This is a genomic window from Kitasatospora sp. GP82 (assembly GCF_029892105.1).
In the GTDB taxonomy this organism is placed as follows: domain Bacteria; phylum Actinomycetota; class Actinomycetes; order Streptomycetales; family Streptomycetaceae; genus Kitasatospora.
On record NZ_JARZAJ010000003.1, the window covers coordinates 50,121 to 72,469 of the forward strand.

22 protein-coding genes and 1 pseudogene are annotated in these 22,349 nt (G+C 71.3%); 14 read left to right on the forward strand and 9 right to left on the reverse strand.

The window, feature by feature from the left end:
* Nucleotides 1-43: 43 nt before the first annotated feature.
* A complete protein-coding gene (locus tag P3T39_RS03510; RefSeq protein ID WP_280695798.1) occupies nt 44-1,501 on the forward strand; it encodes a catalase in 1,458 nt (485 codons plus the stop codon).
* 87 nt (nt 1,502-1,588) lie between these two features.
* Here P3T39_RS03510 and P3T39_RS03515 read toward each other — a convergent pair whose 3' ends face one another.
* The gene (locus P3T39_RS03515; RefSeq protein ID WP_280695799.1) at nt 1,589-3,232 is read right to left on the reverse strand and encodes an FAD-binding protein; all 1,644 of its coding nucleotides are present in this window, start codon (nt 3,230-3,232) and stop codon (nt 1,589-1,591) included.
* A 225-nt stretch (nt 3,233-3,457) separates the two neighbouring features.
* Between P3T39_RS03515 and P3T39_RS03520 the strand changes: the two genes are divergently transcribed.
* The 4 genes from P3T39_RS03520 (at nt 3,458) to P3T39_RS03535 (ending at nt 8,191) form a co-directional block, all read left to right on the forward strand.
* Nucleotides 3,458-4,486, forward strand: a complete 1,029-nt coding sequence (locus tag P3T39_RS03520) for a phosphotransferase family protein (RefSeq protein WP_280695800.1) — start codon at nt 3,458-3,460, stop codon at nt 4,484-4,486.
* A 2-nt stretch (nt 4,487-4,488) separates the two neighbouring features.
* Nucleotides 4,489-5,718: an acyl-CoA dehydrogenase family protein gene (locus tag P3T39_RS03525; protein ID WP_280696084.1), complete on the forward strand. Its 1,230-nt coding sequence runs from the start codon at nt 4,489-4,491 to the stop codon at nt 5,716-5,718.
* Between the two features lie 167 nt (nt 5,719-5,885).
* On the forward strand, nt 5,886-7,073 hold the full coding sequence (locus tag P3T39_RS03530; RefSeq protein ID WP_280695801.1) for an acyl-CoA dehydrogenase family protein: 1,188 nt from the start codon (nt 5,886-5,888) through the stop codon (nt 7,071-7,073).
* Nucleotides 7,070-8,191, forward strand: a complete 1,122-nt coding sequence (locus P3T39_RS03535) for an acyl-CoA dehydrogenase family protein (RefSeq protein WP_280695802.1) — start codon at nt 7,070-7,072, stop codon at nt 8,189-8,191. Before P3T39_RS03530 ends, P3T39_RS03535 begins: the two co-directional genes overlap by 4 nt.
* Before the next feature lie 192 nt (nt 8,192-8,383).
* Here the strand turns inward: P3T39_RS03535 and P3T39_RS03540 are convergent, their stop codons facing one another.
* The 3 genes from P3T39_RS03540 to P3T39_RS03550 are packed head-to-tail and all read right to left on the reverse strand — an operon-like array spanning nt 8,384 to nt 10,958.
* Nucleotides 8,384-9,352: an NADPH:quinone oxidoreductase family protein gene (locus tag P3T39_RS03540; RefSeq protein WP_280695804.1), complete on the reverse strand. Its 969-nt coding sequence runs from the start codon at nt 9,350-9,352 to the stop codon at nt 8,384-8,386.
* A 5-nt stretch (nt 9,353-9,357) separates the two neighbouring features.
* On the reverse strand, nt 9,358-10,206 hold the full coding sequence (locus P3T39_RS03545; protein WP_280695805.1) for an SDR family oxidoreductase: 849 nt from the start codon (nt 10,204-10,206) through the stop codon (nt 9,358-9,360).
* Nucleotides 10,203-10,958 (reverse strand): SDR family oxidoreductase, encoded by a 756-nt coding sequence (locus P3T39_RS03550; protein ID WP_280695806.1) that lies wholly within the window; start codon nt 10,956-10,958, stop codon nt 10,203-10,205. The genes P3T39_RS03545 and P3T39_RS03550 overlap by 4 nt, the downstream gene beginning before the upstream one ends.
* 150 nt (nt 10,959-11,108) lie before the next feature.
* Here P3T39_RS03550 and P3T39_RS03555 point away from each other — a divergent pair, with 150 nt between their 5' ends.
* A complete protein-coding gene (locus tag P3T39_RS03555) occupies nt 11,109-11,765 on the forward strand; it encodes a TetR/AcrR family transcriptional regulator (RefSeq protein WP_280695807.1) in 657 nt (218 codons plus the stop codon).
* Nucleotides 11,766-11,890: 125 nt separating this feature from the next.
* Here the strand turns inward: P3T39_RS03555 and P3T39_RS03560 are convergent, their stop codons facing one another.
* The 3 genes from P3T39_RS03560 to P3T39_RS03570 all read right to left on the reverse strand — a co-directional run bounded on the left by P3T39_RS03560 (nt 11,891) and on the right by P3T39_RS03570 (nt 13,438).
* Complete coding sequence (locus P3T39_RS03560) at nt 11,891-12,658, reverse strand: VOC family protein (protein ID WP_280695808.1); 768 nt, start codon at nt 12,656-12,658, stop codon at nt 11,891-11,893.
* Between the two features lie 134 nt (nt 12,659-12,792).
* A complete protein-coding gene (locus tag P3T39_RS03565) occupies nt 12,793-12,948 on the reverse strand; it encodes a hypothetical protein (RefSeq protein WP_280695809.1) in 156 nt (51 codons plus the stop codon).
* Nucleotides 12,949-13,021: 73 nt separating this feature from the next.
* Complete coding sequence (locus P3T39_RS03570) at nt 13,022-13,438, reverse strand: Ig-like domain-containing protein (protein WP_280695810.1); 417 nt, start codon at nt 13,436-13,438, stop codon at nt 13,022-13,024.
* Here P3T39_RS03570 and P3T39_RS03575 point away from each other — a divergent pair.
* Complete coding sequence (locus P3T39_RS03575; protein WP_280696098.1) at nt 13,382-13,534, forward strand: hypothetical protein; 153 nt, start codon at nt 13,382-13,384, stop codon at nt 13,532-13,534. The two genes, P3T39_RS03570 and P3T39_RS03575, sit on opposite strands and share 57 nt — an antisense overlap.
* Nucleotides 13,535-13,721: 187 nt before the next feature.
* Entirely contained in the window at nt 13,722-14,939 is a 1,218-nt protein-coding gene (locus P3T39_RS03580; RefSeq protein WP_280695811.1) for an FAD-dependent oxidoreductase, read from the forward strand.
* Nucleotides 14,940-14,991: 52 nt separating this feature from the next.
* Here P3T39_RS03580 and P3T39_RS03585 read toward each other — a convergent pair whose 3' ends face one another.
* On the reverse strand, nt 14,992-15,231 hold the full coding sequence (locus P3T39_RS03585; RefSeq protein WP_280695813.1) for a DUF1876 domain-containing protein: 240 nt from the start codon (nt 15,229-15,231) through the stop codon (nt 14,992-14,994).
* Between the two features lie 444 nt (nt 15,232-15,675).
* Here P3T39_RS03585 and P3T39_RS03590 point away from each other — a divergent pair, with 444 nt between their 5' ends.
* On the forward strand, nt 15,676-16,503 hold the full coding sequence (locus P3T39_RS03590) for a YndJ family protein (RefSeq protein ID WP_280695814.1): 828 nt from the start codon (nt 15,676-15,678) through the stop codon (nt 16,501-16,503).
* Nucleotides 16,500-17,018 carry a DUF1990 domain-containing protein gene (locus P3T39_RS03595; RefSeq protein WP_280695815.1) on the forward strand — a complete coding sequence of 173 codons (519 nt, stop codon included), beginning with the start codon at nt 16,500-16,502 and terminating at the stop codon, nt 17,016-17,018. Before P3T39_RS03590 ends, P3T39_RS03595 begins: the two co-directional genes overlap by 4 nt.
* A gap of 180 nt (nt 17,019-17,198) precedes the next feature.
* On the opposite strand, the gene P3T39_RS03600 is transcribed toward P3T39_RS03595, so the two are convergent.
* Entirely contained in the window at nt 17,199-17,324 is a 126-nt protein-coding gene (locus tag P3T39_RS03600; RefSeq protein ID WP_280695816.1) for a hypothetical protein, read from the reverse strand.
* 529 nt (nt 17,325-17,853) lie between these two features.
* Between P3T39_RS03600 and P3T39_RS03605 the strand changes: the two genes are divergently transcribed.
* The 4 genes and pseudogenes from P3T39_RS03605 to P3T39_RS03620 all read left to right on the forward strand — a co-directional run bounded on the left by P3T39_RS03605 (nt 17,854) and on the right by P3T39_RS03620 (nt 22,344).
* Nucleotides 17,854-18,243 (forward strand): thioredoxin domain-containing protein, encoded by a 390-nt coding sequence (locus P3T39_RS03605; protein WP_280695817.1) that lies wholly within the window; start codon nt 17,854-17,856, stop codon nt 18,241-18,243.
* 49 nt (nt 18,244-18,292) lie between these two features.
* Nucleotides 18,293-18,967 (forward strand): amino acid permease, encoded by a 675-nt coding sequence (locus P3T39_RS03610; RefSeq protein WP_280695818.1) that lies wholly within the window; start codon nt 18,293-18,295, stop codon nt 18,965-18,967.
* Nucleotides 18,968-19,364: 397 nt separating this feature from the next.
* Nucleotides 19,365-20,720 (forward strand): annotated as a pseudogene (locus P3T39_RS03615) (NAD(P)/FAD-dependent oxidoreductase); the annotation flags it as partial.
* A 535-nt stretch (nt 20,721-21,255) separates the two neighbouring features.
* Complete coding sequence (locus tag P3T39_RS03620) at nt 21,256-22,344, forward strand: exo-alpha-sialidase (protein ID WP_280695820.1); 1,089 nt, start codon at nt 21,256-21,258, stop codon at nt 22,342-22,344.
* Nucleotides 22,345-22,349: the final 5 nt, after the last annotated feature.

Genomic DNA, 22,349 nt, shown 5'->3' on the forward strand with positions numbered 1-22,349 from the left:
CGGCCCCGCAGGTGCGCCTGTACCGCAAGGAGGCCCCGCCACCGTGTCCGATGCAAGCATCCCCGTCACCACCAACAACGCCGGTGTCCCCGTCGAGAGCGACTCCGATTCGCTGACCGCAGGACCGGTCGGCCCGATCCTGCTGCACGACCACTACCTGATCGAGAAGATGGCCCAGTTCAACCGGGAACGAGTCCCCGAACGGGTGGTCCACGCGAAGGGCGCCGGGGCGTACGGCTTCTTCCAAGTCACCCAGGACGTCAGCCGGTTCACCAAGGCTTCGGTCTTCCAGCCTGGCAGGAAGACCGAGATGCTGGCCCGCTTCTCCACCGTCGCGGGCGAGATGGGCTCTCCCGACACCTGGCGTGACCCGCGCGGCTTCGCGCTGAAGTTCTACACCGAACAGGGAAACTACGACCTGGTCGGCAACAACACCCCGATCTTCTTCGTCCGGGACCCCAGCAAGTTCCAGGACTTCATCCGCTCGCAGAAGCGCCGCCCGGAGACCGGACTGCGCGACAACGACATGCAGTGGGACTTCTGGACGCTCTCCCCGGAGTCCGCCCATATGGTCACGTGGCTGATGGGCGACCGGGGCATCCCGAAGACCTACCGCAACATGAACGGCTACGGCTCGCACACCTACAGCTGGGTCAACGCCGACGGCGAGCGCTTCTGGGTGAAGTACCACTTCAAGACCGACCAGGGCATCGACTTCTACACCCAGGAAGAGGCCGACCTGATGGCCGGGCGGGACGGCGACTGCCACCGACGCGACCTCTACCAGGCGATCGAGCGCGGCGACCACCCGTCCTGGACGCTGTATGTACAGATCATGCCCTTCGACGAGGCCTGGGACTTCCGGTTCAACCCCTTCGACCTGACCAAGGTGTGGCCGCACGGCGACTACCCGCTGCACGAGGTCGGCCGGATGACCCTCAACCGCAACCCGGACGACTACTTCGTCCATATCGAGCAGGCCGCTTTCGAACCCTCCAACCTGGTGCCCGGCATCGGCATCTCGCCGGACAAGATGCTGCTCGGCCGGATCTTCTCCTACCCCGACACCCACCGGTACCGGATCGGCCCCAACTACGCCCAGCTGCCGCCGAACCGCTCGCACGTGCCCGTGCACTCGTACGCCAAGGACGGGCCGATGCGCTTCGACCCCGCCCGCACCGGGCGGCCGTACGCGCCCAACTCCTACGGCGGCCCAGCCGCCAGGCCCGAGCTGTGGGGAGAACCGCTCGGCTGGGACGTGGCAGGGAAGATGGTCCGCGAGTCGTACCCGCTGCACCGGGAGGACGACGACTGGGGGCAGGCGGGCACGATGGTGCGGGACGTGCTGGACGACGCCGCGCGGGACCGGCTGGTGTCCAACATCAGCGGCCATCTGCTGAAGGGCGTCTCGGAGCCCGTCCTCGCACGGGCACTCGACTACTGGCGCAATGTTGACAAGGATCTGGGCGATCGGATCGCCAAGAAGGTCAACGGCGGTTAGACCGTTGAGACTTCGGTTGCAGCTGCGACCGGAGTCGGGCTTGCGGCCGCCCCGGGTGAGGACCACCCGGGGCGGCCGCTCGCCGTGCTACTCCGCTCCGGGGACGCGGACGGACTGGGCGTGGTGGAAGACGTTGGACGGGTCCCACTCCAGCTTGACCTGTTGCAGGCGCTGGTAGCCGTCCTTGTAGTAGAGCTGGTGCCAGGGCTGGCCCGAGGTGTTGAGGGTCGAGTCCGAGAGGTCGACGTCGGGGTAGTTGATGTAGCAGCCGTCGGTGTTCAGCGTGGGGAGCTCCGGACCCGGCACCACCGGGACTCCGCCGGTGGGCTGGTAGACGTCCTGGTAGAACTTCCGGATCCAGCGCAGGTGGTAGTCGGCGATCTCCGGGTCGATCTCGGCGTCCTGGTAGTCGTAGACGCCGTCCTCGTTGGCGTCCCTACCCCACGTCCAGTACGCCTGGTACTGGAGCTTCAGGACGGACGAGCGCTGCGGCACGGCGGTCGCGTCGGAGGGGATGTCGTTGATCGCGCCGCCGTAGGAATCGACCTGGACCAGGGCATCGGGGTTTTTGTAGTTGGTGTCCGTGAGGTTGCGGTAGATCGCTTCGATCTGCTGATCGGTGAACCCCTCGGTCATGTACGCCGACTTGTACTTGCCGCAGCGGTTGGGGCCCGAGTCGTTGAGGCTCTGGGTGGCGGTGAGCCAGGGCAGTCGCGTCGGGATGAACAGCGCGGACTGCGCGGGGTGCTCGCCCATCTGCCGGTCCAGCGGGGTCTCCGCGATCTCGAACCCGCCCTCCTTCTTGAACCCCTCGGTGATCCAGTTCAGGAAGGCGGCCAGGCGGTCCACCGAGTCCGACCTGGTGCCGTCGAGCTGGATGACCAGTCCGACCTTGCCGTTGCTCATATGCGTGAGCTTCAGCAGGGTGAACATGTCGCGGTACCCGTAGTCGCGGATGAAGGCGGGCCCCTCGCCGGTCTTCTCGTACTCGAAGAACTGTCCGTAGCGGCGGACCAGCGACCTGAAGAGATCGGGATGGTCGATGAAGTCCTTCCAGTTCCAGGCGACCGACCTGGCCAGCACCTGGGCCGGCGGCGAGGGCAAGTCCCGGAACCAGTAGCGCGTGATCACACCGAAGTTGCCGCCGCCTCCGCCGGTGTGGGCCCACCAGAGTTCGCGCAGCGAGCGGTCGGGCGAGTCGCGGCGGGCGACCGTGATCTCCGGATTCCGGCCGTCGGCGACGGTGACCACCTCGACCGCGTACAGGTAGTCCACCGTGAGGCCGAACATCCGGGAGAGCAGGCCGTAGCCGCCGCCCGAGATATGACCGCCGAGCCCGACCGAGTAGCAGGAGCCGCCGGGCAGGGCGAGCCCGGTCGGGCGGTAGAGATGGGTGGTGCTGTGCCAGTTGGTCGCACCCGCCTCGATGCAGTACGCGTCCATCTCCCGGTCGAAGTAGACCCGGCTCATCTGACTCACGTCGATGATGACGCCGACGTCCTCCGAGGAGACGAAGTTCTCGTAGCAGTGGCCGCCGGAGCGGACGGTGATCCGGCGACGCTCCGGGTCGCCGGCAGTGCCGAGGTACTTGGTGAGCGCCGCCAGCACATCGTCGGTCGTGGTGGCCACCACGACGTAGTCGGGGTCGGCGATCCAGCGCTGGTTGAAGCCGCGGCGCAGCGCGTCGTAACGCGGGTCGCGCGGAACGACCTCGATGGGACTGGTCGGCATGGAAACCCCCCAGGTGCAACTGCAACGGCTACGAACGTTACAGAACGCTACCATTCGTGCACCTTCTGTCACTCCCTCGTTCGGGTGAATCGGACAGAGGCCATTCGATCCGTTGACAGCGCCACGGCGGCACGAGGATGCTAAGCAAGCGCTTAGTCAGCACTGCCCGACCGGCGCGGTCGGTCATCCCCACCCAGCCACAGCCACCCAGGTGGAGGCATCCAGATGAGCGATACTCCCGAGACGCCACCCGGCCTCGATCTCGCGCGGTTGCGCGAACGGCTCGACGCCGAGCTTCCCGGCGCCGTCCGCGGACCACTGCGCGCGCGGCTCTTCGAGGGCGGCAGGTCCAACCTCACCTACCTGCTGGAGGACGGCACCACCCGGTGGGTGCTGCGCCGCCCGCCGCTCGGCCACGTACTGGCCACCGCCCACGACATGGCGCGCGAGCACCGGGTGCTGACCGCCCTCCACCCCACGCGGGTGCCGGTACCGCGGCCGCTGCTGCTGGTGCAGGACGAGGCCGTGATCGGGGCACCGTTCTATCTGATGGAGTACGTCCCCGGCACCCCTCACCGGGACGCGGCGGCACTCGCCGCACTCGGGCGGCAGCGGGTGCATGCACTGGGGCTGCACCTGGTGGACACCCTGGTCGAGCTGCACGCCGTGGACCCGGACGCCGTCGGACTGACCGGCTTCGGCCGCCCCGAGGGGTTCCTGGAGCGCCAACTCAGGCGCTGGGGAAAGCAGTTGGATGCCTCGCGGAGCCGCGAGGTAACCGGCGTCGACGAGCTGCACGAACAGCTGGCCAAGTCCCTGCCCGCCTCCCCCGAGCCCGCACTGGTGCACGGCGACTACCGGCTGGACAACGTGCTGGTCGGCGAGGACGACCGGATCAGGGCCGTGCTGGACTGGGAGATGTCCACCCTCGGCGACCCGCTCACCGACCTCGGGCTGCTGGTGATGTACACCGAACTGGCCCGCCAGTACAACGGAATCCTGCCCGGCGCAGCCCTCGCCGAGGGCTTCCCCGACACCGCCGAACTGGTCGGCCGCTACGCCGCAGACTCCGGCCGCGACGTCACCTCGCTCGGCTGGTACGTCGGCTTCGCCTCGTTCAAGCTGGCCGTCGTCCTGGAGGGTATCCACTACCGGTACACCCAGGGCCGCACGGTCGGCGCAGGCTTCGACCGGGTGGGCCAACTGGTGCCCGCCTTCGTACAGTTCGGCCTCACCTCGCTGAAGGAGCGGTGACCGTGGACTTCTCGTACGACGCCAGGACCGAGGAACTGCGCGGGCAGCTCCAGGACTTCATGGACGCGCTGGTCTACCCCGCCGAACCGGCACTGGCCGCCCAGCTCGCCGACCCGGCCCGCACACCCTGGAGCATCCCGCCCGTGGTCGCCGAGCTCCAGGCGGAGGCGAAGGCTCGCGGGCTCTGGAACCTCTTCTTCCAGGACAGGCACGGCCTCCCGGGCGAGTCGGGCGCAGGTCTCACCAACCTCCAGTACGCACCGCTGGCCGAGATCACCGGACGGAGCATCCTGCTCGCGCCGCCCGCGCTCAACTGCGCCGCGCCGGACACCGGGAACATGGAGCTGCTCGCTCAGTTCGGTGACGAGGCGCAGCGGAAGCAGTGGCTGGAACCGCTGCTCGCGGGCGAGATCCGCTCCGCCTTCGCCATGACCGAGCCGGAGGTGGCCTCCTCGGACGCCACCAACATCACCACCCGGATCGAGCGCGACGGCGACGAGTACGTCGTCAACGGCCGCAAGTGGTACATCACCGGGGCGATGAACCCCGAGTGCCGGATCCTCATCGTGATGGGCAAGACCGACCCCTCGGCCGAGGCCCACCGGCAGCAGAGCATGATCCTGGTGCCGCGCGACACCCCCGGCGTCACGGTCAAGCGCGGGATGACGGTCTTCGGGTACCAGGACTCCGACCACGGCGGGCATGCCGAGATCGTGTTCGAGAACGTCCGGGTGCCGGCCGCCAACCTGATCGGCGAACCGGGCTCCGGCTTCGCCATCGCCCAGGCCCGGCTCGGCCCCGGGCGGATCCACCACTGCATGCGCGCGATCGGAATCGCCGAGCGGGCACTGGAGTTGATGTGCCGGCGGGCGAACGAGCGGGTCGCCTTCGGCAGGCCGCTGGCCGCGCAGGGTGTGGTGCAGGACTGGATCGCCGAGTCCCGGGTACGCATCGAGCAGGCCCGGCTGTTGGTGCTGAAGACGGCCTGGCTGATGGACACCGTCGGCAACAAGGGCGCGCACACCGAGATCCAGGCCATCAAGATCGCCGTACCGGCTGCGGTCGAGTGGATCCTGGACAAGGCCGTACAGACCCATGGCGCGGCCGGGGTCAGCCAGGACACCCCGCTCGCCGGGCTCTGGGCAGGCAACCGGACGCTGCGCCTGGCGGACGGCCCCGACGAGGTGCACAAGCGCTCGCTCGCCCGCCGCGAGCTCAAGCGCCACCAGTAGCTGCGACATCAGGCCCGCGCCCCGAGACCCTCCGGCAACTGGGTGGCGGAGAGGCTCCCCCAGTGGGCACTCACCGGAGTCGGTTGCACTCTCCAGGGGCGCGAGGCTCCAAGAACGCACGGCAGACGCCTGCGAAGGCATCATCGACGAGAGCGAGCTGAGCTGACGTGACACCGGACATCGGAGCACTGATCCAAGCGCGCGTCGGCGCGCTGCTGGCGGAGTACGACCCTGCGGCCACCGGGCGAGCGGACTTCCTGCGGGCCCGTTTCGATGCCGGGCTCGCCTGGGTGCACTTCCCGGCGGGGCTGGGCGGCCTCGGCGCCCCGCGTGCCCTGCAAGCCCTGGTGGACGCCGAGTTGGCTGCCGCCGGGGCTCCGGACAACGACCCGCGCCGGATCGGGATCGGGCTCGGTATGGCCGCGCCGACCATCCTGCGCTACGGCACCGAGGAGCAGAAGTCCCGCTTGCTGCGCCCGCTGTGGACCGGTGAGGAGGTGTGGTGCCAGTTGTTCAGCGAGCCGGGCGCCGGTTCGGACCTGGCGGCGCTCGCCACCCGGGCCGTCCGCAAGGGCGACGACTGGGTGGTGAACGGCCAGAAGGTGTGGACCTCCAGCGCGCACACCGCCCGCTGGGCGATCCTGCTCGCCAGGACCGATCCCGATGTGCCCAAGCACCGGGGCATCACGTACTTCGTCTGCGACATGACGGACCCGGGCGTGGAGGTCAGGCCACTGCGCCAGATCACCGGTGAGGCCGAGTTCAACGAGGTCTTTCTGACCGGCGTCCGGATTCCCGACGCCCATCGGCTCGGCGGTGTCGGCGAGGGCTGGCAGGTCGCGCAGACCACCCTCAACAACGAGCGGGTCGCCATCGGTGGCCAGGCCATTTCGCGCGAGGGAGGCATGATCGGCGTGGTGGCCGAAACCTGGCGCAGGCGGCCCGAGTTGCGCAGCCATGAACTCCACCAGCGGCTGCTGAAGGGCTGGTTGGACGCCGAGGTGATCCGGCTGACCGGTGAGCGGCTGCGGCAGCAGCTCACACTCGGCCAGCCGGGCCCCGAGGGCGCGGCGATGAAACTGGCCTTCGCCCGGCTGGCCCAGGAGCTCAGCAGCCTGGAGGTCGAACTCCTCGGCGAGGAGGGCCTGTCGTACGACGACTGGACGATGACCCGGCCCGAGATCGTCGACTTCACCGGTCGCGAGGCCGGCTACCGCTATCTGCGGGCCAAGGGGAACTCCATCGAGGGCGGGACGAGCGAGATCCTGCGCAACATCATCGCCGAGCGGGTGCTCGGCCTGCCCGCCGAGCCGCGCACCGACAAGGACCTGCCCTGGAAGGAGCTCGCACGATGAGCGCACCGGACCTGCTCTACTCCGAGATCGAGGAGGAACTCCGGTCGAGCGTCCGGAGCCTACTCGCCGACCACTGTCCGCCGAGTGCCGTCCTGGCACGCTGCGAGGGAAGTGAGCCGTACGACCCCGGGCTGTGGCGCAGCCTGGCGGTGGAGCTGGGAGCCGCCGCCTTGCAGGTACCCGAGGAGTTCGGCGGGGCGGGCGCCTCGCTGCGCGAAACCGCCGTGGTGCTGGAGGAGTTGGGGCGTAGTGCGGCCCCGGTGCCGTTCCTCGGCAGCGCGGTACTGGCGACGACGGTGCTGGTGGAGTGCGGGGCGGGTGAGCTGCTGCCCGCGTTGGCGGAGGACGGCCGGGTGGCGGTGCTGGCGGTCCCGTTCTCGACCGCGCCGGGAACGGGGTTCCCGACGGGTGTCCGGGTGGGCGGGGACGGCTCGTTGAGCGGACGGGTGACCTCCGTCGCCGATGCGCTGCCGGCTTCGCTGCTGCTGGTGCCTGCCGTGGGCGGGGACGGCCCGGGACTGTACGCGGTGGAGGTGGAGGCGGCCGGGCTCACGGTCGTCCGGCGGACTTCGCTGGACCTCACCCGGCAGCTGGCCGATGTGACTCTCCAGGACGTGCCTGTGGTAAGGCGGTTGGCGGGGCCGGGGACGGCGGCCGCCGTGCTGGATCGCGCACTGCTGACCGGGGCCGGTCTGCTGGCCTCGGAGCAGCTCGGCATCGCCGAGTGGTGCCTGGCCACGACGGTGGCGTATCTGAAGGAGCGTCGGCAGTTCGGGCGGACCCTTGGCTCGTTCCAGGCACTGAAGCACCGGCTGGCCGACCTGTGGCTGGAGACGGTCCAGGCCAGGGCTGCGGCCCGGTACGCCGCCGATGCGCTGGCCTCCGGCAGTCCGGACACGGCCGTCGCGGTGGCCGTCGCCCAGGCGCACTGCGGGGCGCTGGCGGTACGGGCGGCGGAGGAGTGCATCCAGCTCCACGGCGGCATCGGGATGACCTGGGAGCACCCGGCGCACCTCTACCTCAAGCGCGCCAAGGCGGACCAACTCGCCCTCGGCACACCGGGGTTCCACCGCAATGCGCTTGCCGGAGCGGTGGATCTCCCGGGCCCGGTCGGCTGAACGTACGCGGCAGCGGGGCGCGGGGAACTGCGGTATCGGCCCTCTACGGTGGCGAGGGGTGGCCGGCGCAGTTCCCCGCGCCCGTGAGGAATGCGCACTGGGGTGGCACGGGCGAGCCGTGCGGAGAGCGGCAGAAGTGCGCGTCCGGGCCCGGCCACGTGGTCCGGGCCCGGACGGGGCGGGTCGTCGGTCTCAGGTGAGGATGGCGATGCGGCCGGTGGAGTCCCCGTCGGCGACCCGCTGGACGCCCTCGGCGGCGCGTTCGAAGGGGAGCCGTTCGCTGACCAGTGGCCGTACCACGCCCTTGGCGGCGAGTTCGGTGAGCTCGGCGTGTGCGACCCGGACCGCGTGCGGGTCCTGGGTGTTGTAGAGGCCCCAGTGCAGGCCGAGGATCGAGTAGTTCTTCACCAGCGCGTGGTTGAGCCCCGGGGACGGGATGCCGCCACTGGCGAAGCCGACCACCAGGATCCGGCCCTCGAAGGCGATGCACTTGGTCGAGCCGGTGTAGGCGTCCCCGCCGACCGGGTCGAAGACCACGTCCACACCGCGCCCACCGGTGACCTCCCTGACCACCGCGACGAAGTCCTCGGCCCGCCGGTCGATCACCAGGTCCACGCCCAGCTCCCGGGCTTTTCGCGCCTTTTCGCTTCCGCCGACAACGCCGATCACGGTGGCACCGGCCGCCTTGCCGAGCTGCACGGCCGCGCTGCCGACGCCGCCCGCCGCCGCGTGCACCAGCAGCGTCTCGCCCGTGCGCAGTCCGGCCCGGCGGTGCAGGCCGAACCACGCGGTCTGGTAGCCGATGTGGAGCGCCGCAGCCTCCGCGTCGTCCAGCGTCGCGGGCGCCGCAAAGGCGCCGTCGGCGGCCATCAGCGCATACTCCGCGAAGGCCCCGGCGGGCAGCAGCGGCGTCCCGATCACCCGCTCCCCGGCGCGTTCGCCACCGACCACCTCACCGCAGAGTTCCACGCCGGGCGTGAACGGCAGCGGCGGGCGCACCTGGTAGTGACCCCGGCACATCAGCGCGTCCGGGAAGTTCACCGCGGCCGCCCGTACCTTGACCAGCAACTGACCGGCCGCCGGCTCGGGTTGCGGTACGTCCGGGTGAAGCGTCATCGCCTCGCGCGGCTCACCGAGCGCGCCGACCTGCCATGCCCTCATCCGGTTCATCCCTTCTCACCGAGGTGCGGCTCGATGTGCTTCTCGACGCTGCGCTTCTCGACGCTGCGCTTCTCGACGTTGCGCTTCTCGACGTTCTGCTGGAGGTGGTTCATGGCATCGAGCCAGCGGTCCGGCGCGGCGGCGCGGGCCGCGTAGTAGTCGGCCACCTGCGGGTGCGGGAGGATCAGGAAGGTCTCCGACTCGATGCCGTGCAGCAACGCTGCTGCCACGTCCGCCGGTTCGAGTGCCTCAGCCGCCAGCAGCGCCTGCCCGGCGGGCCCGGAGTCGGCGAGCATCCTGGTCCGTACGCCCTGCGGGCAGACGGCGTGCACCCGCAGGCCCCGGTGTCGGTAGCTGGCGGCGAGCCATTCGGCGAAGGCCAGGGCGCCGTGCTTGCTGACGGCGTACGGGGCGGAGCCGAGCATGGTGAGCAGCCCGGCGGCGGAGACGGTGGCGACGAAGCGTCCCTCGCCGCGCTCCAGCCAGTCCGGGAGCAGCAGTTCGGCGGCCCGGACGTGGGCCATCACATTGACGTCCCAGGCGGCGGCCCAGGCGCTCGGGCCTGCGTCGGCGCCGCCGCCCGGGGCGATCCCGGCGTTGGCGCAGTAGACGTCGATCCGGCCAAGTGCCGTGCGAGCGGCGGCGATCAGCGCGGCAACGCCCTCGGCTCCGGCAGCGTCGCCCGGTGCGGGGATGCCCCCGATCCGGGCGGCGACCCGTTCGGCGGCCTCGGCGTCGAGGTCGTTGACCACCACGCGGGCGCCCTCGGCGGCGAAGGCTTCGGCGAGGGCGGCGCCGATGCCGTGTCCGGCTCCGGTGACCACCACGCCCTGACCGGCGAGCGGAGTGCTCACAGCCCGCCGCCCAGTGTCACACCGCCGTCGACCACCAGGGTCTGCCCGGTGATCCACCCGGCGTCGTCGGAGAGCAGGAAGGCGACGGCTCCGGCGACGTCCTCGGGCACGCCGAGCCGCCCGAGCGGGTAGGCGCGGGCGACCTTCTCCTCGCGGCCCTCGTACAGCGCCTCGGCGAACTGGGTCTTGACGATGGCGGGGGCGACGGCGTTCACCCTGATGCCGGAGCCGAGTTCGGCGGCCAGTTCGGTGGTGAGGCGGATCAGGGCGGCCTTGCTGACGCCGTACATGCCGATCCCGGCGGAGGCGCGGATGCCCGCGATCGAGGCGACGTTGACAACCGCGCCGCCGTGCTCGCCCATCCAGGCCTCGTGGGCGAGCCGGGTCCAGGCGAGCGGAGCGAGCACATTGGCGCCGAGGATCTTGGCTGCGGCGGCCGGGTCCACGTCCAGGATCGGGCCGTACACGGGGTTGATACCGGTGTTGTTGACCAGGTAGTCGAGCCGTCCGAAGGTCTCGACGGTGCGGTTGACCGCCTCCTGTCGGTGCGCGGCGTCGTCCGTCTTTCCGGCGACGGCGATCGCATGGTCGGGGCCGCCGAGGTCGCGGACGGCTTCGGCGAGCGGCTCGGGGCTGCGGGCGGTGATGCAGACCCTGGCACCGCGCTCGACCAGCGCCCGTGCGATGCCGAGGCCGATGCCCCGGCTGGCTCCGGTGACCACGGCCACCCGGCCCTTGAACGAAGGAGTCATCGCCAATCCTCTCGACAGCGGCAGCACATGCCTGTCTGACTAAGCGCTTGCTTAGCATGTTGGGGACGGGCGACACTGTCAACCATGGGGAGAGTGCCAGAACCACCCCGGCCCCCGGAGCCGACCGGGCCCATCTGCGAGGATGACGCCATGACCGACCAGGCAACCGCCGATCTCTGGCCTTCGGACGCCACCGGCGAGCGCAGCGACGGGCGTCCCGGTGGACGATCCGAGCGCAACGAGGCCGCCCGGCGGCTGCTGCTGGCCGCCGTCGACTCCTTCGCCCGGCGCGGCTACCACGCCACCACCACCCGCGACATCGCCACCGCCGCCGGGATGAGCCCGGCCGCCCTCTACATCCACTACCCCTCGAAGGCCGCACTGCTCTCCGAGATCAGCCGTACGGGCCACCGGGCGACCCTGGACCTGGTCGAGCGGGCCGCCGCGAGCTCCGACGATCCGATGGCCCAAATGCGGCTTCTGGTAGAGGAGTTCACCATCTGGCACGCTCGCGGACACACCGTCGGGCGGATCGTCAACCACGAGCTGCACGCCCTGCCGGAGGAGGACTTCGCCGTCGTCGCCGAGCTGCGCCGCCGGATCGAGGAGACCGTCCGCCGCATCATCGAGGCCGGGGTGACCTCGGGTGCCTTCGCCGTACCGGACGTCCGCACCGCCGCCCGCGCTGTCACCTCGCTCGGCATCGACGTCTCCCGCTGGTACAGCGAGCGCAGCACCGAGAGCCCGGAGGAACTGGGCCGCCGCTACGGCGTGCTGGTACTGCGGATGCTGGGCGCCACGGTCTGAGCACAGCCGGCTCGGCCGCCGCCGGCCCCGAGCAGCTGCCCGAGGCCATGCACCGGCTCTTCGGCCACCTCGGGCACTGACGGCTCGACACCGGCGGACACCGGCGGGCGGACGCCGACGGGCGACTACGCGGGGCCGATCACCGAGAAGAGGCCGCCTTCGGCGTCGCGCAGCCGGGCCACCCGGCCGTACGGAGATTCACTGGGCGCATCCACGACCGCCCCGCCGAGGGTGACCGCGTGGTGCACCGCCGCATCGGTGTCGACCACCGAGAAGAAGACCTCCCAGTGCGGGGCCACGTCGGTGGCCATGCGCAGTGCGGCGACGCTGTGGCCCTCCGAGCGCAGCACCACGCGCTCGTGCTCGTACCGCACCTCGAAGTGCGCCGGGTCACGGCCGTCCCAGAGGAAGACCTCGCCGTAGAAGAACGCGGCCGCGAACGGGTCCGCCGTACGCAGCTCGATCCAGACGGCGGCGCCGGGCGAGCGCACCCAGGTGCCGCAGCCCAGGTCCCCCTCCCAGAGGCCGAAGGTCGCACCGGTCGGATCGGCGGCCAGGGCGATCCGACCCGCGTCGAAGGCCAGCGGGCCGACCGCGACGGTGGCGCTGCGCTCGCGGATCCGGGCGGCGGCCTGGTCGGCGTCCTCGATACCGAAGAACGTGGTCCAGGCGACCGGTGGCTGCCAGTCCCCCGCGACCACGCCGATCCCGGCGACCTCCACACCGTCCACCACCGCGCGCAGATACGGGCCCCAGCGGTCGGGACCCGGTTCGAAGGTCCAGCCGAGCAGCGGTCCGTAGAAGGCCCGCGCGATCCTGAGGTCGTGTGCCATCAGGCTGACCCAGCAGGGGGTGGCCGGTACGCAACGCACACTGACGGTCTGCTCGCTCATTCGGCGGTACTCCTTCCGGCGCCGGCAGCGCTTGGCCCCTCGGGCAGGGTCTCAGCCTAGGCGCAGCGCCGGGCTGCGGCGCGATCCGCCTCGCGGCGCACCTGGACGCGCGCCCGAACCTGTCACGGGCGCGGTCAGCTCAGGGCGGACCTGCGCTGCCGGTCGGACCAGGAGCGGTTCCGGTCGCCGAAACCGTTGCCGGGCGCGAGCGTCTCCCCGCCGCCGGTGACCTCGAAGACGTCACCGATCCGGGCCTGCCCGTAGAACCAGGTGGAGTCCGCGGTCTTCATCCCGAGGCACCCGTGGCTGGTGTGTCATTCCACGTCTCGTTCCTGGAATCGCCACCGCCGACCGGGAGTTGCCTCACCACCTCACCACCTCGCCGTCACGCACGAGGGTGAGCGTGTAGGCGTCGAGGTCGACCCTGGCTGTCCGGCTGCGGCCGATGGTGAAGGAGGTGGCGTAGGAGCGGACCAGGTAGCGGCCGTCGCCGGTGTGGATGCCGTCGAGGTCGGCGTCGAGGGTGGCGGTGGTTCCGGGTCGCCAGTACTCCTTCGGACGCCAGTCGGCGCAGTCCCGCCCGCTCTGGTCCCTGAGCCAACCCCGGGAACCCACGGTGAAGTTGCCGGCGGTGACCTTGAGCCGGCCTCGACGGTGGCCGTGTTCCTGAGCGGCTGGTCGGGGCCCACAGCCATGTCGTCCCGCTGCCGCCGGAACAGGTCGGTGGAGCTGGACGCACCCGGGCCCGTCCTGGTCCGCGGCCGACGTCTCGCGCTGCACCGCCTGCTGCGGAACCTGGCCGACAGCGCCTCCGACACCACCTTCGGCACGACGTTCACGATCCGGCTGCCGCTCGCGGCGCCCCGCGCCGAGTAGCCGCCGCGCCCTCCCGGCCTCGCCCGCACGTCCGGCCCCGCGATCGCGGCCGCCCCTCGACATCACCCGTTCGCACGCCCGGGACCCGCCCGGAAAGCCACCCCGGACAATCACGATTGGCCCCTCGGCCGCGCGGAGAAGAAGGTGTGATGGGGGTCCGCGGGCGGGCGAACGTGAGGAGCTGGGGATGGACAGCGCATACGTGATCGTGGGAGCGAGTCTGGCCGGTGCCAAGGCTGCCGAAACCCTGCGCGAGGAGGGTTTCGACGGTCCGCTCGTCCTGATCGGCGACGAGCACGAGCGCCCGTACGAGCGCCCGCCGCTCTCCAAGGGCTATCTGATGGGCAAGACGGCGCGGGAGAAGATCTACGTCCACTCCCCCGAGTGGTACGAGGAGCACTCCATCGACCTACGCCTAAGCACCGTCGTCACCGCCATCGACCCGGCCGCGCACCGCGTGACCCTCGCCGACGGCAGCAGCCTCGGCTTCGGCAGGCTGCTGCTGACCACCGGCGCGAGCCCGCGCCGACTGCCGGTGCCGGGCGCGGACGCCGAGAGCGTGTACTACCTGCGCCGCATCGAGGACAGCGACCGGATCCGGGCTCTGCTCCGGCCCGGTGTGCGGATAGCCGTGATCGGCGCCGGGTGGATCGGCCTCGAGACGGCCTCCGCCGCACGTGAGGCCGGCGCCGAGGTGACGGTGCTGGAGGTGGCGGAGCTGCCACTGCTGCACGTACTGGGACGGGAGGCGGCGCGGGTCTTCGCCGAGCTGCACCGCGACCACGGTGTGGACCTGCGCTTCGGCGTCCAGGTCACCGAGATCACCGGGCACGGCGTCCGGCTGGGCGACGGCACGCTGATCGAGGCGGATGCAGTGATCGTCGGCGTCGGCGTCGCGCCGAACACCCGACTCGCCACCGCAGCCGGGCTGACGGTGGACAACGGCGTGCTCACCGACCAGCATCTGCAGAGCTCGCACCCCGATGTCTTCGCGGCCGGTGACGTGGTCAACGCCTTCCATCCGCTGTACGGCAGGCATATCCGGGTCGAGCACTGGGCCAACGCCCTCCACCAGCCGAGGACGGCGGCGCGGTCGATGCTCGGCGAGGAGGCCGTGCACGAGCGGGTGCCGTACTTCTTCACCGACCAGTACGAGCTCGGTATGGAGTACAGCGGCTATGTCGAGCCCGGCGGCTACGACCGGGTGGTGTTCCGCGGCGATGTGCCGGGGCGGGAGTTCATCGCCTTCTGGCTCTCCGGCAACCGGGTGCTGGCCGGGATGAACGTCAACATCTGGGACGTGACCGACCCGATCCGCGACCTCGTCCGCTCGGGCCGCCCGGTCGATCCGGACGCCCTTGCCGATCCGGACACACCACTCGACCGGATCGGCAAGCCTCAGTGAAGCAACCGGTCCGGTCGCGCGTTCGGGGCGAGGAGGGTGCCGGACGAGGGTGTCACTTGAGTTCGTCGTGCGCCTTGGTCAGCAGCTGCATCGCAAGGTCGTTGAGTGCCCGGGCTCCGGCGACCTCCTCACCGACCCTCGGCTGCGGCGCGTCGGCGTGGTGCCGGGTGCTGTAGCCGTGGGAACGGACCTCCATGCCGTCCGGGAGCCGGACCATGGCGACCGCCTTGGTGCGGTCCCCCTCTTCCTGGAATTCCAGCTCGATGTGCCAACCGACGAGCGTGTGCATCATGATCGCCACCTCCAGGGGTTCCGCTTCCAGCGTGCGCCGGGCGGCAGGCACTCGCCACCTGCCCGCAAGCCTCAGCACGAACCGGAGCCCCGGGGCGGCGGGCCGCTGTCGGAGCGGTCGTCGGGCTCACAGGCCTCCTGGCCGGTCTCGGCGTGGACCACTCGGGCGGGGCGGTCCTCGGTGCAGGGGACGACGCGCTGAAGGTGACCGCAGCGTGGGCAGATCAGCGGTATTCGGGACATGACGGTGTCCACACCGTGATCTCGGCGGCCAGGGGTGGGGGCAGGAGCGAAGGACGGGCGCCGAGTGGGTGTGGCCCTCCTCGTCCTCAGTGTGCGCTCACCCTTCCCCCGGCCACCAGGGGGCCTTGTTGAACGCGTTCAGTTTTGGCGTAGAGTCTGCTGCGACACCGTTTTGAACGCGTTCAAGTGAAGGGTGGGGGCCGTGACCGCACTTGTCGACCTCATCGTCATGCTCGGTATGTTCGCCGTGATACCGATCGGGCTCACACTGATCGGCGGGCCCGGCACCGCATCGGCGGCCCGGCTCTGGCCGCTCGCCGCCGTACCCGGCGCACTCTCGCTCTGGCTGCCGCGCGGTGCCCTCGCCACCGCCCTGGCCACCGCGTACGCCTGCGCCACCCTGGTACTCGCCGCACTGGCCCCGCTGCGCCTGCGCCGCGCCAGGTCCTGCCTCACAGGTCCCGCCGAGATCGCCGTGCTGACCGCGCTCGTGGCCCCCTCGGTGGCGGGCATCGCCCTGGTCGCCGAACGCTCGGGGCACCGGCTGTTCGGCTTCGACCTCAAGATCCTGGCGCTCACCGTGCCGCACTTCCACTTCGCCGGGTTCACCGCCGCGCTGATCGCCGCCCTGGTCTGCCGCGCCGCACCCGACCGGCCCGCCGCCCGTGCGGCAGCGCTCAGCGTCCCGGTCGGCACCCTGCTCGTCCTCGCCGGATACTTCATCGGCAACTGGACCCAGCTCCTCGGCGCACTCGTGCTGACCACCGGAATGTGGCTCGTCGGCCTGCTCACCTGGCGGGAGTTGCGCACCCTGACCCGGGACCGGCTCACCGGCGGACTGTTCGCCGTCTCCTCCACCGTCCTGGCCGCCACCATGCTGCTCGCCCTCTGGTGGGCCCTCGGTCGGGCCGCCGGATTCCCACACCCCACACTGACCTGGATGGCCGCCACCCACGGCCTCGGCAACGCGCTCGGCTTCGCGCTCTGCTCACTGCTCGCCTGGCGCCGACTCGAGGAGCTCCACCCGTGACCAGCACGCTCAACTACCCCGAGGTGGGGCTCACCACCGTTCCCGGCCGCGCCCTCCCCGCCGGTTACCACCACCTCCACCACCGGGTCCTGCTCGGCCACGGCCGGGACGTCCTGGAGGCGGCGGGGGCGGCGGTCACCACCTGGCGGATGCACCGGGCCGCCGGGGTCAAGGTGCGGTCCACGGCGGACCGGGCCGAGCCCGGGGTCGGGGTCGAGTGCGCCATCGGCATCGGCCCACTGCGGATCGCCGCACCCTGCGAGGTGGTCTGGAGCAGCTACGAGCCGGACCGGATCGGTTTCGCGTACGGCACCCTGGGTGGGCATCCCGAGTGCGGCGAGGAGTCCTTCGTGGTCGAGATGGACAGCCGGAAGGCGGTCTGGTTCACCGTGACCGCCTTCAGCCGCCCGGGCCGCTGGTACACCCGCCTGGCGGGGCCGGTCATCCCCCGCCTGCAGCTGTACTACGCCCGCCGCTGCGGCCGTACGCTGTGCCGGCTCGCGAACGGCGGCTGACCGGTCCAAAGGATGTGCGCGGCGGCCGGGTCCTCGATCCGGCCGCCGTTCTCCTGCGCGGCCGCCGTCACCGACCCATCCTCAGCAGCGCTCGTCCGGCCCGCAGGACGGCCCCGAGCGGCGCCACCCAGAGTGCCGCACAGGCATTCGCCGCCCACACCAGAGCCCGGATCAGCACCATCAACGTCCCTCTCCCAACAGCGTCTTGGCCTTCTCGGCGCGGCACGGCGAGAAGTACGGGTCGATCCGCGGGGCCTTGCCCGGGTGGCCGTCGGCCTCCGGTGCGCCGGGCGCCCGCCCGCTCATTCCCCGCCGTCCGGGCCAACAGCGGTGTAGGTACCGTACGTTCCTGACGAATCATCAACTTGCTTGTGTATAAGACAGTTTCTGGACGGACGGCCGGTCGGTACGGCTTCTCCCGGAGAAGCGGCGGCCGCGATCGGGACGGTGCGCCGTCGGCGAGGGGGAGCGACGGGTCCGGACACAGCGGCCCTCCAGGACTGCGGGGCGGGGAAGGTTCGACGGCGCGCGCAACCGGGCACGGCGTCTCGCCCGGCCGAGCCACAACCTAGGGCGCCGGGTGATCTTCCTGCACCCATCCTCCCCGGCCCGGAGACCGGATGGGTCACCGAATTCGCCCGTACGGACCACGAGACACATGGGCAGCCCGACCGGGAGGCAGGTTCGGACCCGGGGGCGCCCCCCGGAGTTCGAATACGTGCCGACCGGCCCAGCGCTGCCCGGGCGCCCGGTTCCACTGGAATAGCGGGCGGCAGCGCTTGGTTGGTGCGGGTCGTACGGCCACCGACTGAACCGGAAGGGCAGGTAGTCCGATATGAGCACCGTCGAGCTGACCACGGACAACTTTGACGAGGTCGTCCAGGGTCCGGATGGCAAGGGCTTCGTCTTCATCGACTTCTGGGCGAGCTGGTGCGGGCCCTGCCGGCAGTTCGCGCCGGTCTACGAGAAGGCGTCCCAGCGCCACTCGGACTTGGTCTTCGCCAAGGTGGACACCGAGGCGCAGCAGGAGCTGGCGGCCGCGTTCGAGATCCGCTCGATTCCCACCCTCGCGATCATCCGCGACGGGGTGCTGGTGTTCTCACAGGCAGGGGCGCTGCCGGAGCCCGTGCTGGAGGACTTGATCGGCAAGGCCCGGGCGCTGGACATGGACGAGGTCCGCGCCGGGCTGAAGCGGCAGCAGGTGGACGGGAAGCCTCACGCGTAGGCAGCAACCGAGGCAAGTACGGGGCCGTGCAGGCGGCATGTCCGGGTGCGTGAGCGCCACCGGTCCGGCCGCCGTGGTCTCCGGGCAGGACCTCGACCCGGTCACCACCGCCGTCACCTCCGGGTTCGGCGACTGGTCCGCCAAGCCGTTCGTGGTGGTCGTGCCGGTCGGCTTCACCGCCTGCCTGATGGCCTCCCGGGGCGGTGCGGCACGCGGCCTCTACTCGCTCGCCAGGGACGGCGTCTTCCCGATCTCCCCGCAGGTCCGGAAGATCAACAAGCACAAGGCCCCGATCGGCGGCCTCGTCGCCGCCACCCTGGTCAGCTGCGCCGCACTCCCGCTCGGGCTGAAGAGCACCGCGATCGGCAGCCTGATCACCTTCGGCAGCGCTGCCACCTTCCTGCTCACCCTGGCCTCCCTGATCGCCCGGCTGCGCGGCGGCTGGCGCCCGGCCGGGCAGGTCTCCTTCGGCCGCTGGGGCACCCCACTGAACGCACTGGCGGTGCTCTGGACCGGCTTGGAGGTGGTCAACATCTGCTGGCCGCGCACCATCCTCGCCCCGCCCGGTGCGCCCTGGCACCAGGTGTGGGCCGCCCTGCTCGGCGTCGGCCCGGTCACCGTGATCGGCGTCGGCTACCTGATCGCCCGCCGGCCGCAGCGCCTGATGCGCGGGCCCGCCCCCGAGCACACGGGCACCGACGAGCTGGCACCCGCCGTGCTCTGACCGCGTCACTCGCCCCCGCCGTCGCTCTCGCCCTGCGACACGCCGAGTGCACATCTACCGGGCGGGGCGGGACCGTCGCAGGATGGTCCCGTCCCGTCCGGCATGCCGTCAGCCATGCGGCATCCCGGGGGTGCTGGGCTCTGCTTGACCAACCGCGCATGCGACCGATCCTCTGCCACGGAGGTGCACGCTTGCTCGCACGGGCAGCCGATCGGACGGAGCCCGGCCCCCGGACAGCGCATGGCCACCGTCTGCGCAACAGGACCTGGCAGCGCACAGCCGCAGCGCATAGCGAGAGCGAGAGAGATGACCCCTCAACCCGAGCAGTACGACGTGGTGGTCCTCGGCGGGGGCGGGGGGGGGGGGGGCCCCCCCCCCCCCCCCCCCCCCCCCCCCCGCCGCCGGGCTGAGCACCGTCATCGTCGAGAGCCAGTTGGTCGGCGGCGAGTGCTCGTACTGGGCCTGCATCCCGAGCAAGGCGCTGCTGCGGCCGGGCTCCGCGCTGGCCCACGCCCGGGCGCTGCCCGGCGCCAAGCAGGCCGTCAACGGCAGCCTGGACACGGCCGCCGTGCTGGCGCACCGCGACGAGTTCACCTCGCACTGGCACGACGACGGCCAGGTGGAGTGGCTCCGCTCGGTCGGGGTCGAGCTGGTGCGCGGACACGGCCGGCTGGCCGGTGAACGCGCCGTACTGGTCGACGGCGAGCGCTTGTTGACCGCCCGTCACGCCGTCGTGGTGTGCACCGGCAGCCGCCCCGCCCTGCCGCACGTGCCGGGCCTGGCCGAGGCCCACCCGTGGACCAGCCGCGACGCCACCAGCTCCGCGATCGTGCCGCCCCGGCTGGCGGTGGTCGGCGGCGGAGTGGTCGCCGTCGAGATGGCAGCCGCCTGGCGCTCGCTGGGCTCGGAGGTCACCCTCCTGGTGCGCGGCGGGCGACTGCTGGAGCGGATGGAGTCCTTCGCCGGCGAGCTGGTCGCCGAAGGACTGGCGGCGGCCGGGGTGGACGTACGGTTCCACACCGAGGTCACTGCGCTGCACCACCACGGACCGGTGACGCTCACCCTGGGCAACGACGGGGAGCTGACCGCCGATCAGGTCCTGTATGCCACCGGCAGGGCGCCCCGCACCGACGACATCGGTCTGGAGACCATCGGCCTCTCCCCCGGCAACTGGCTGTCGGTGGACGACAGTTGCCTTGCCACGGAGGTGCAGGGCGGTTGGCTGTACGCCGTCGGCGACGTCAACCACCGCAATCTGCTCACCCACCAGGGAAAGTACCAGGCCAGGATCGCCGGTGCCGCGATCGCCGCCCGCGCCCGGGGCGAACAGCCCGACGCCGTGCGCTGGAGCCCGTACGCCGCCTCGGCCGACACCGCAGGGCCGCCGCAGGTGGTGTTCACCGAACCGGAGGCGGCAGCCGTCGGCCGCACCTTCGACCAGGCCGAGCGCGCGGGCCTGCGGGTCCGGGCCATCGACCACGACCTCGGCCAGGTCTCCGGCGCCGCCCTCTATGCGGACGGATACCGGGGCCGGGCCAGGATCGTGCTCGACCTCGACCGCAACGTGATCGTCGGCGCGACCTTCGTCGGCCCTGCGGTCGCGGAGCTGCTGCACTCGGCGACCGTCGCGGTGGTCGGCGAGGTGCCGATCGACCGGCTCTGGCACGCGGTGCCCGCGTTCCCGACCATCAGCGAAGTGTGGCTGCGCCTGCTGGAAAGCTGCCGGGACGAACGGCCGGACGGAGCCGTGTAGGGCCGATGCCCCGTCCGGAGGATTGCCGGGCGGGGCTGTCGGCTACGGCTACGGCGGTACCTCCTCTTCGGGGGAGGGAAGCGATTCTGCCTGAGCCGCACGGAGGGCTGCGAAGGAGGGCCGCGGGTGCGTGGGGAATGCAGAAGCCCCCGCACCATCGCGACAGGGCAGGGCGGCTTCGCCACGGCGTTCTGCGCGGACAACGAGGTGGCTACCGGGGGAGGCGGCTTCGCGTCCACCGGCGAAGGACCAACCCTTGCCTTCGCTCTGAGCACCTCCTTCCCCCGCATTCCGAAACGGTGGCTTCCGCGGCTGGCAAGTCGGAGGCACGAACACCGGCAGCGAGACGGAGAGCCTGTACGTCTATGTGGTCTGCACCGTCCCGTAGCCGAGTGCAGCGGATGCCTCCCCGCGCCCCCTGAGCAGAACGAGGTCTTCCGGTTGCGGAAACACTCGGCACGGTGGCGTGCAACCTCTGGCGGTCGAGAGCAGACTGGCGGGCGGGGGCCGCACCTCACCGCCCGGGTGGTACGTCATGAGCGAGACACTGTTGGCCGTCGGCACGCAGAAGGGCCTCTTCCTGGGGCGCAGCCCCGACCGGGCGACGTGGGAGTTCACCGGACCGCACTTCCAGATGAACGCGATCTACTCGATCGGGATCGACCGGCGCGACGGGCGGGTGCGGCTGCTGGCCGGGGCCGACAGCAGTCACTGGGGGCCGTCCGTCTGGTGGTCCGACGACCTGGGGGCCAACTGGCGGGAGCCGTCGCGCCCCGCCGTTTGCTTTCCCGAGCACACCGGGACTTCGCTGGAGCGGGTCTGGCAGCTGCAGCCCGCGGGCGCGGAAGCCCCCGGCGTGGTGTACGCGGGGACACAACCCGCCGCCCTGTTCCGCTCGGACGACGGCGGCGAGAGCTTCACACTGGACGAGGCGCTCTGGGCACACCCGCAACGCAAGGACTGGGCAGCCGGGTTCGGCGGCCAGGGGCTGCACACGATCATCACCGACCCTCGTGACGCGCGCTCGGTGACGGTCGCGGTCTCCGCCGGCGGCGTCTACCGCACGGCGGACGGCGGGCAGCACTGGAACCCCTCCAACACCGGCATCCGGGCCTCCTTCCTGCCGGACGAATACCCCGAGTTCGGTCAGTGCGTCCACAAGGTCGCCGTCGATCCGGTCGACCGCAACCGCCTCTATCTGCAGAACCACGGCGGGGTCTACCGCAGCGACGACGACGGCGCACACTGGCAGGACGTCGGCGGCGGCCTCCCCGCCACCTTCGGCTTCAGCGTCGCCGCCCACCCCCGGCAATCCGGCACCGCGTACCTCTTCCCCCTCGACGCGGACTACGCGCGGCTCCCGGTCGCCCGCCGCTGCCGCGTCTTCCGCACCCAGGACGCGGGCGCCACCTGGCAGCCGCTCTCCCACGGCCTGCCGGAGGAGGACCACTACGGCGTGGTACTGCGCGACGCCCTCTGCACCGACGACGGCGAACCGGCCGGGGTGTACTTCGGCAACCGCAACGGCGAGGTCTACGGCAGTGCGGACGACGGCGACAGCTGGTCGCTGCTCACCTCGCATCTGCCGGACGTGCTCTGCGTCCGGGCGGCGATGCTGCCCTGAGATCG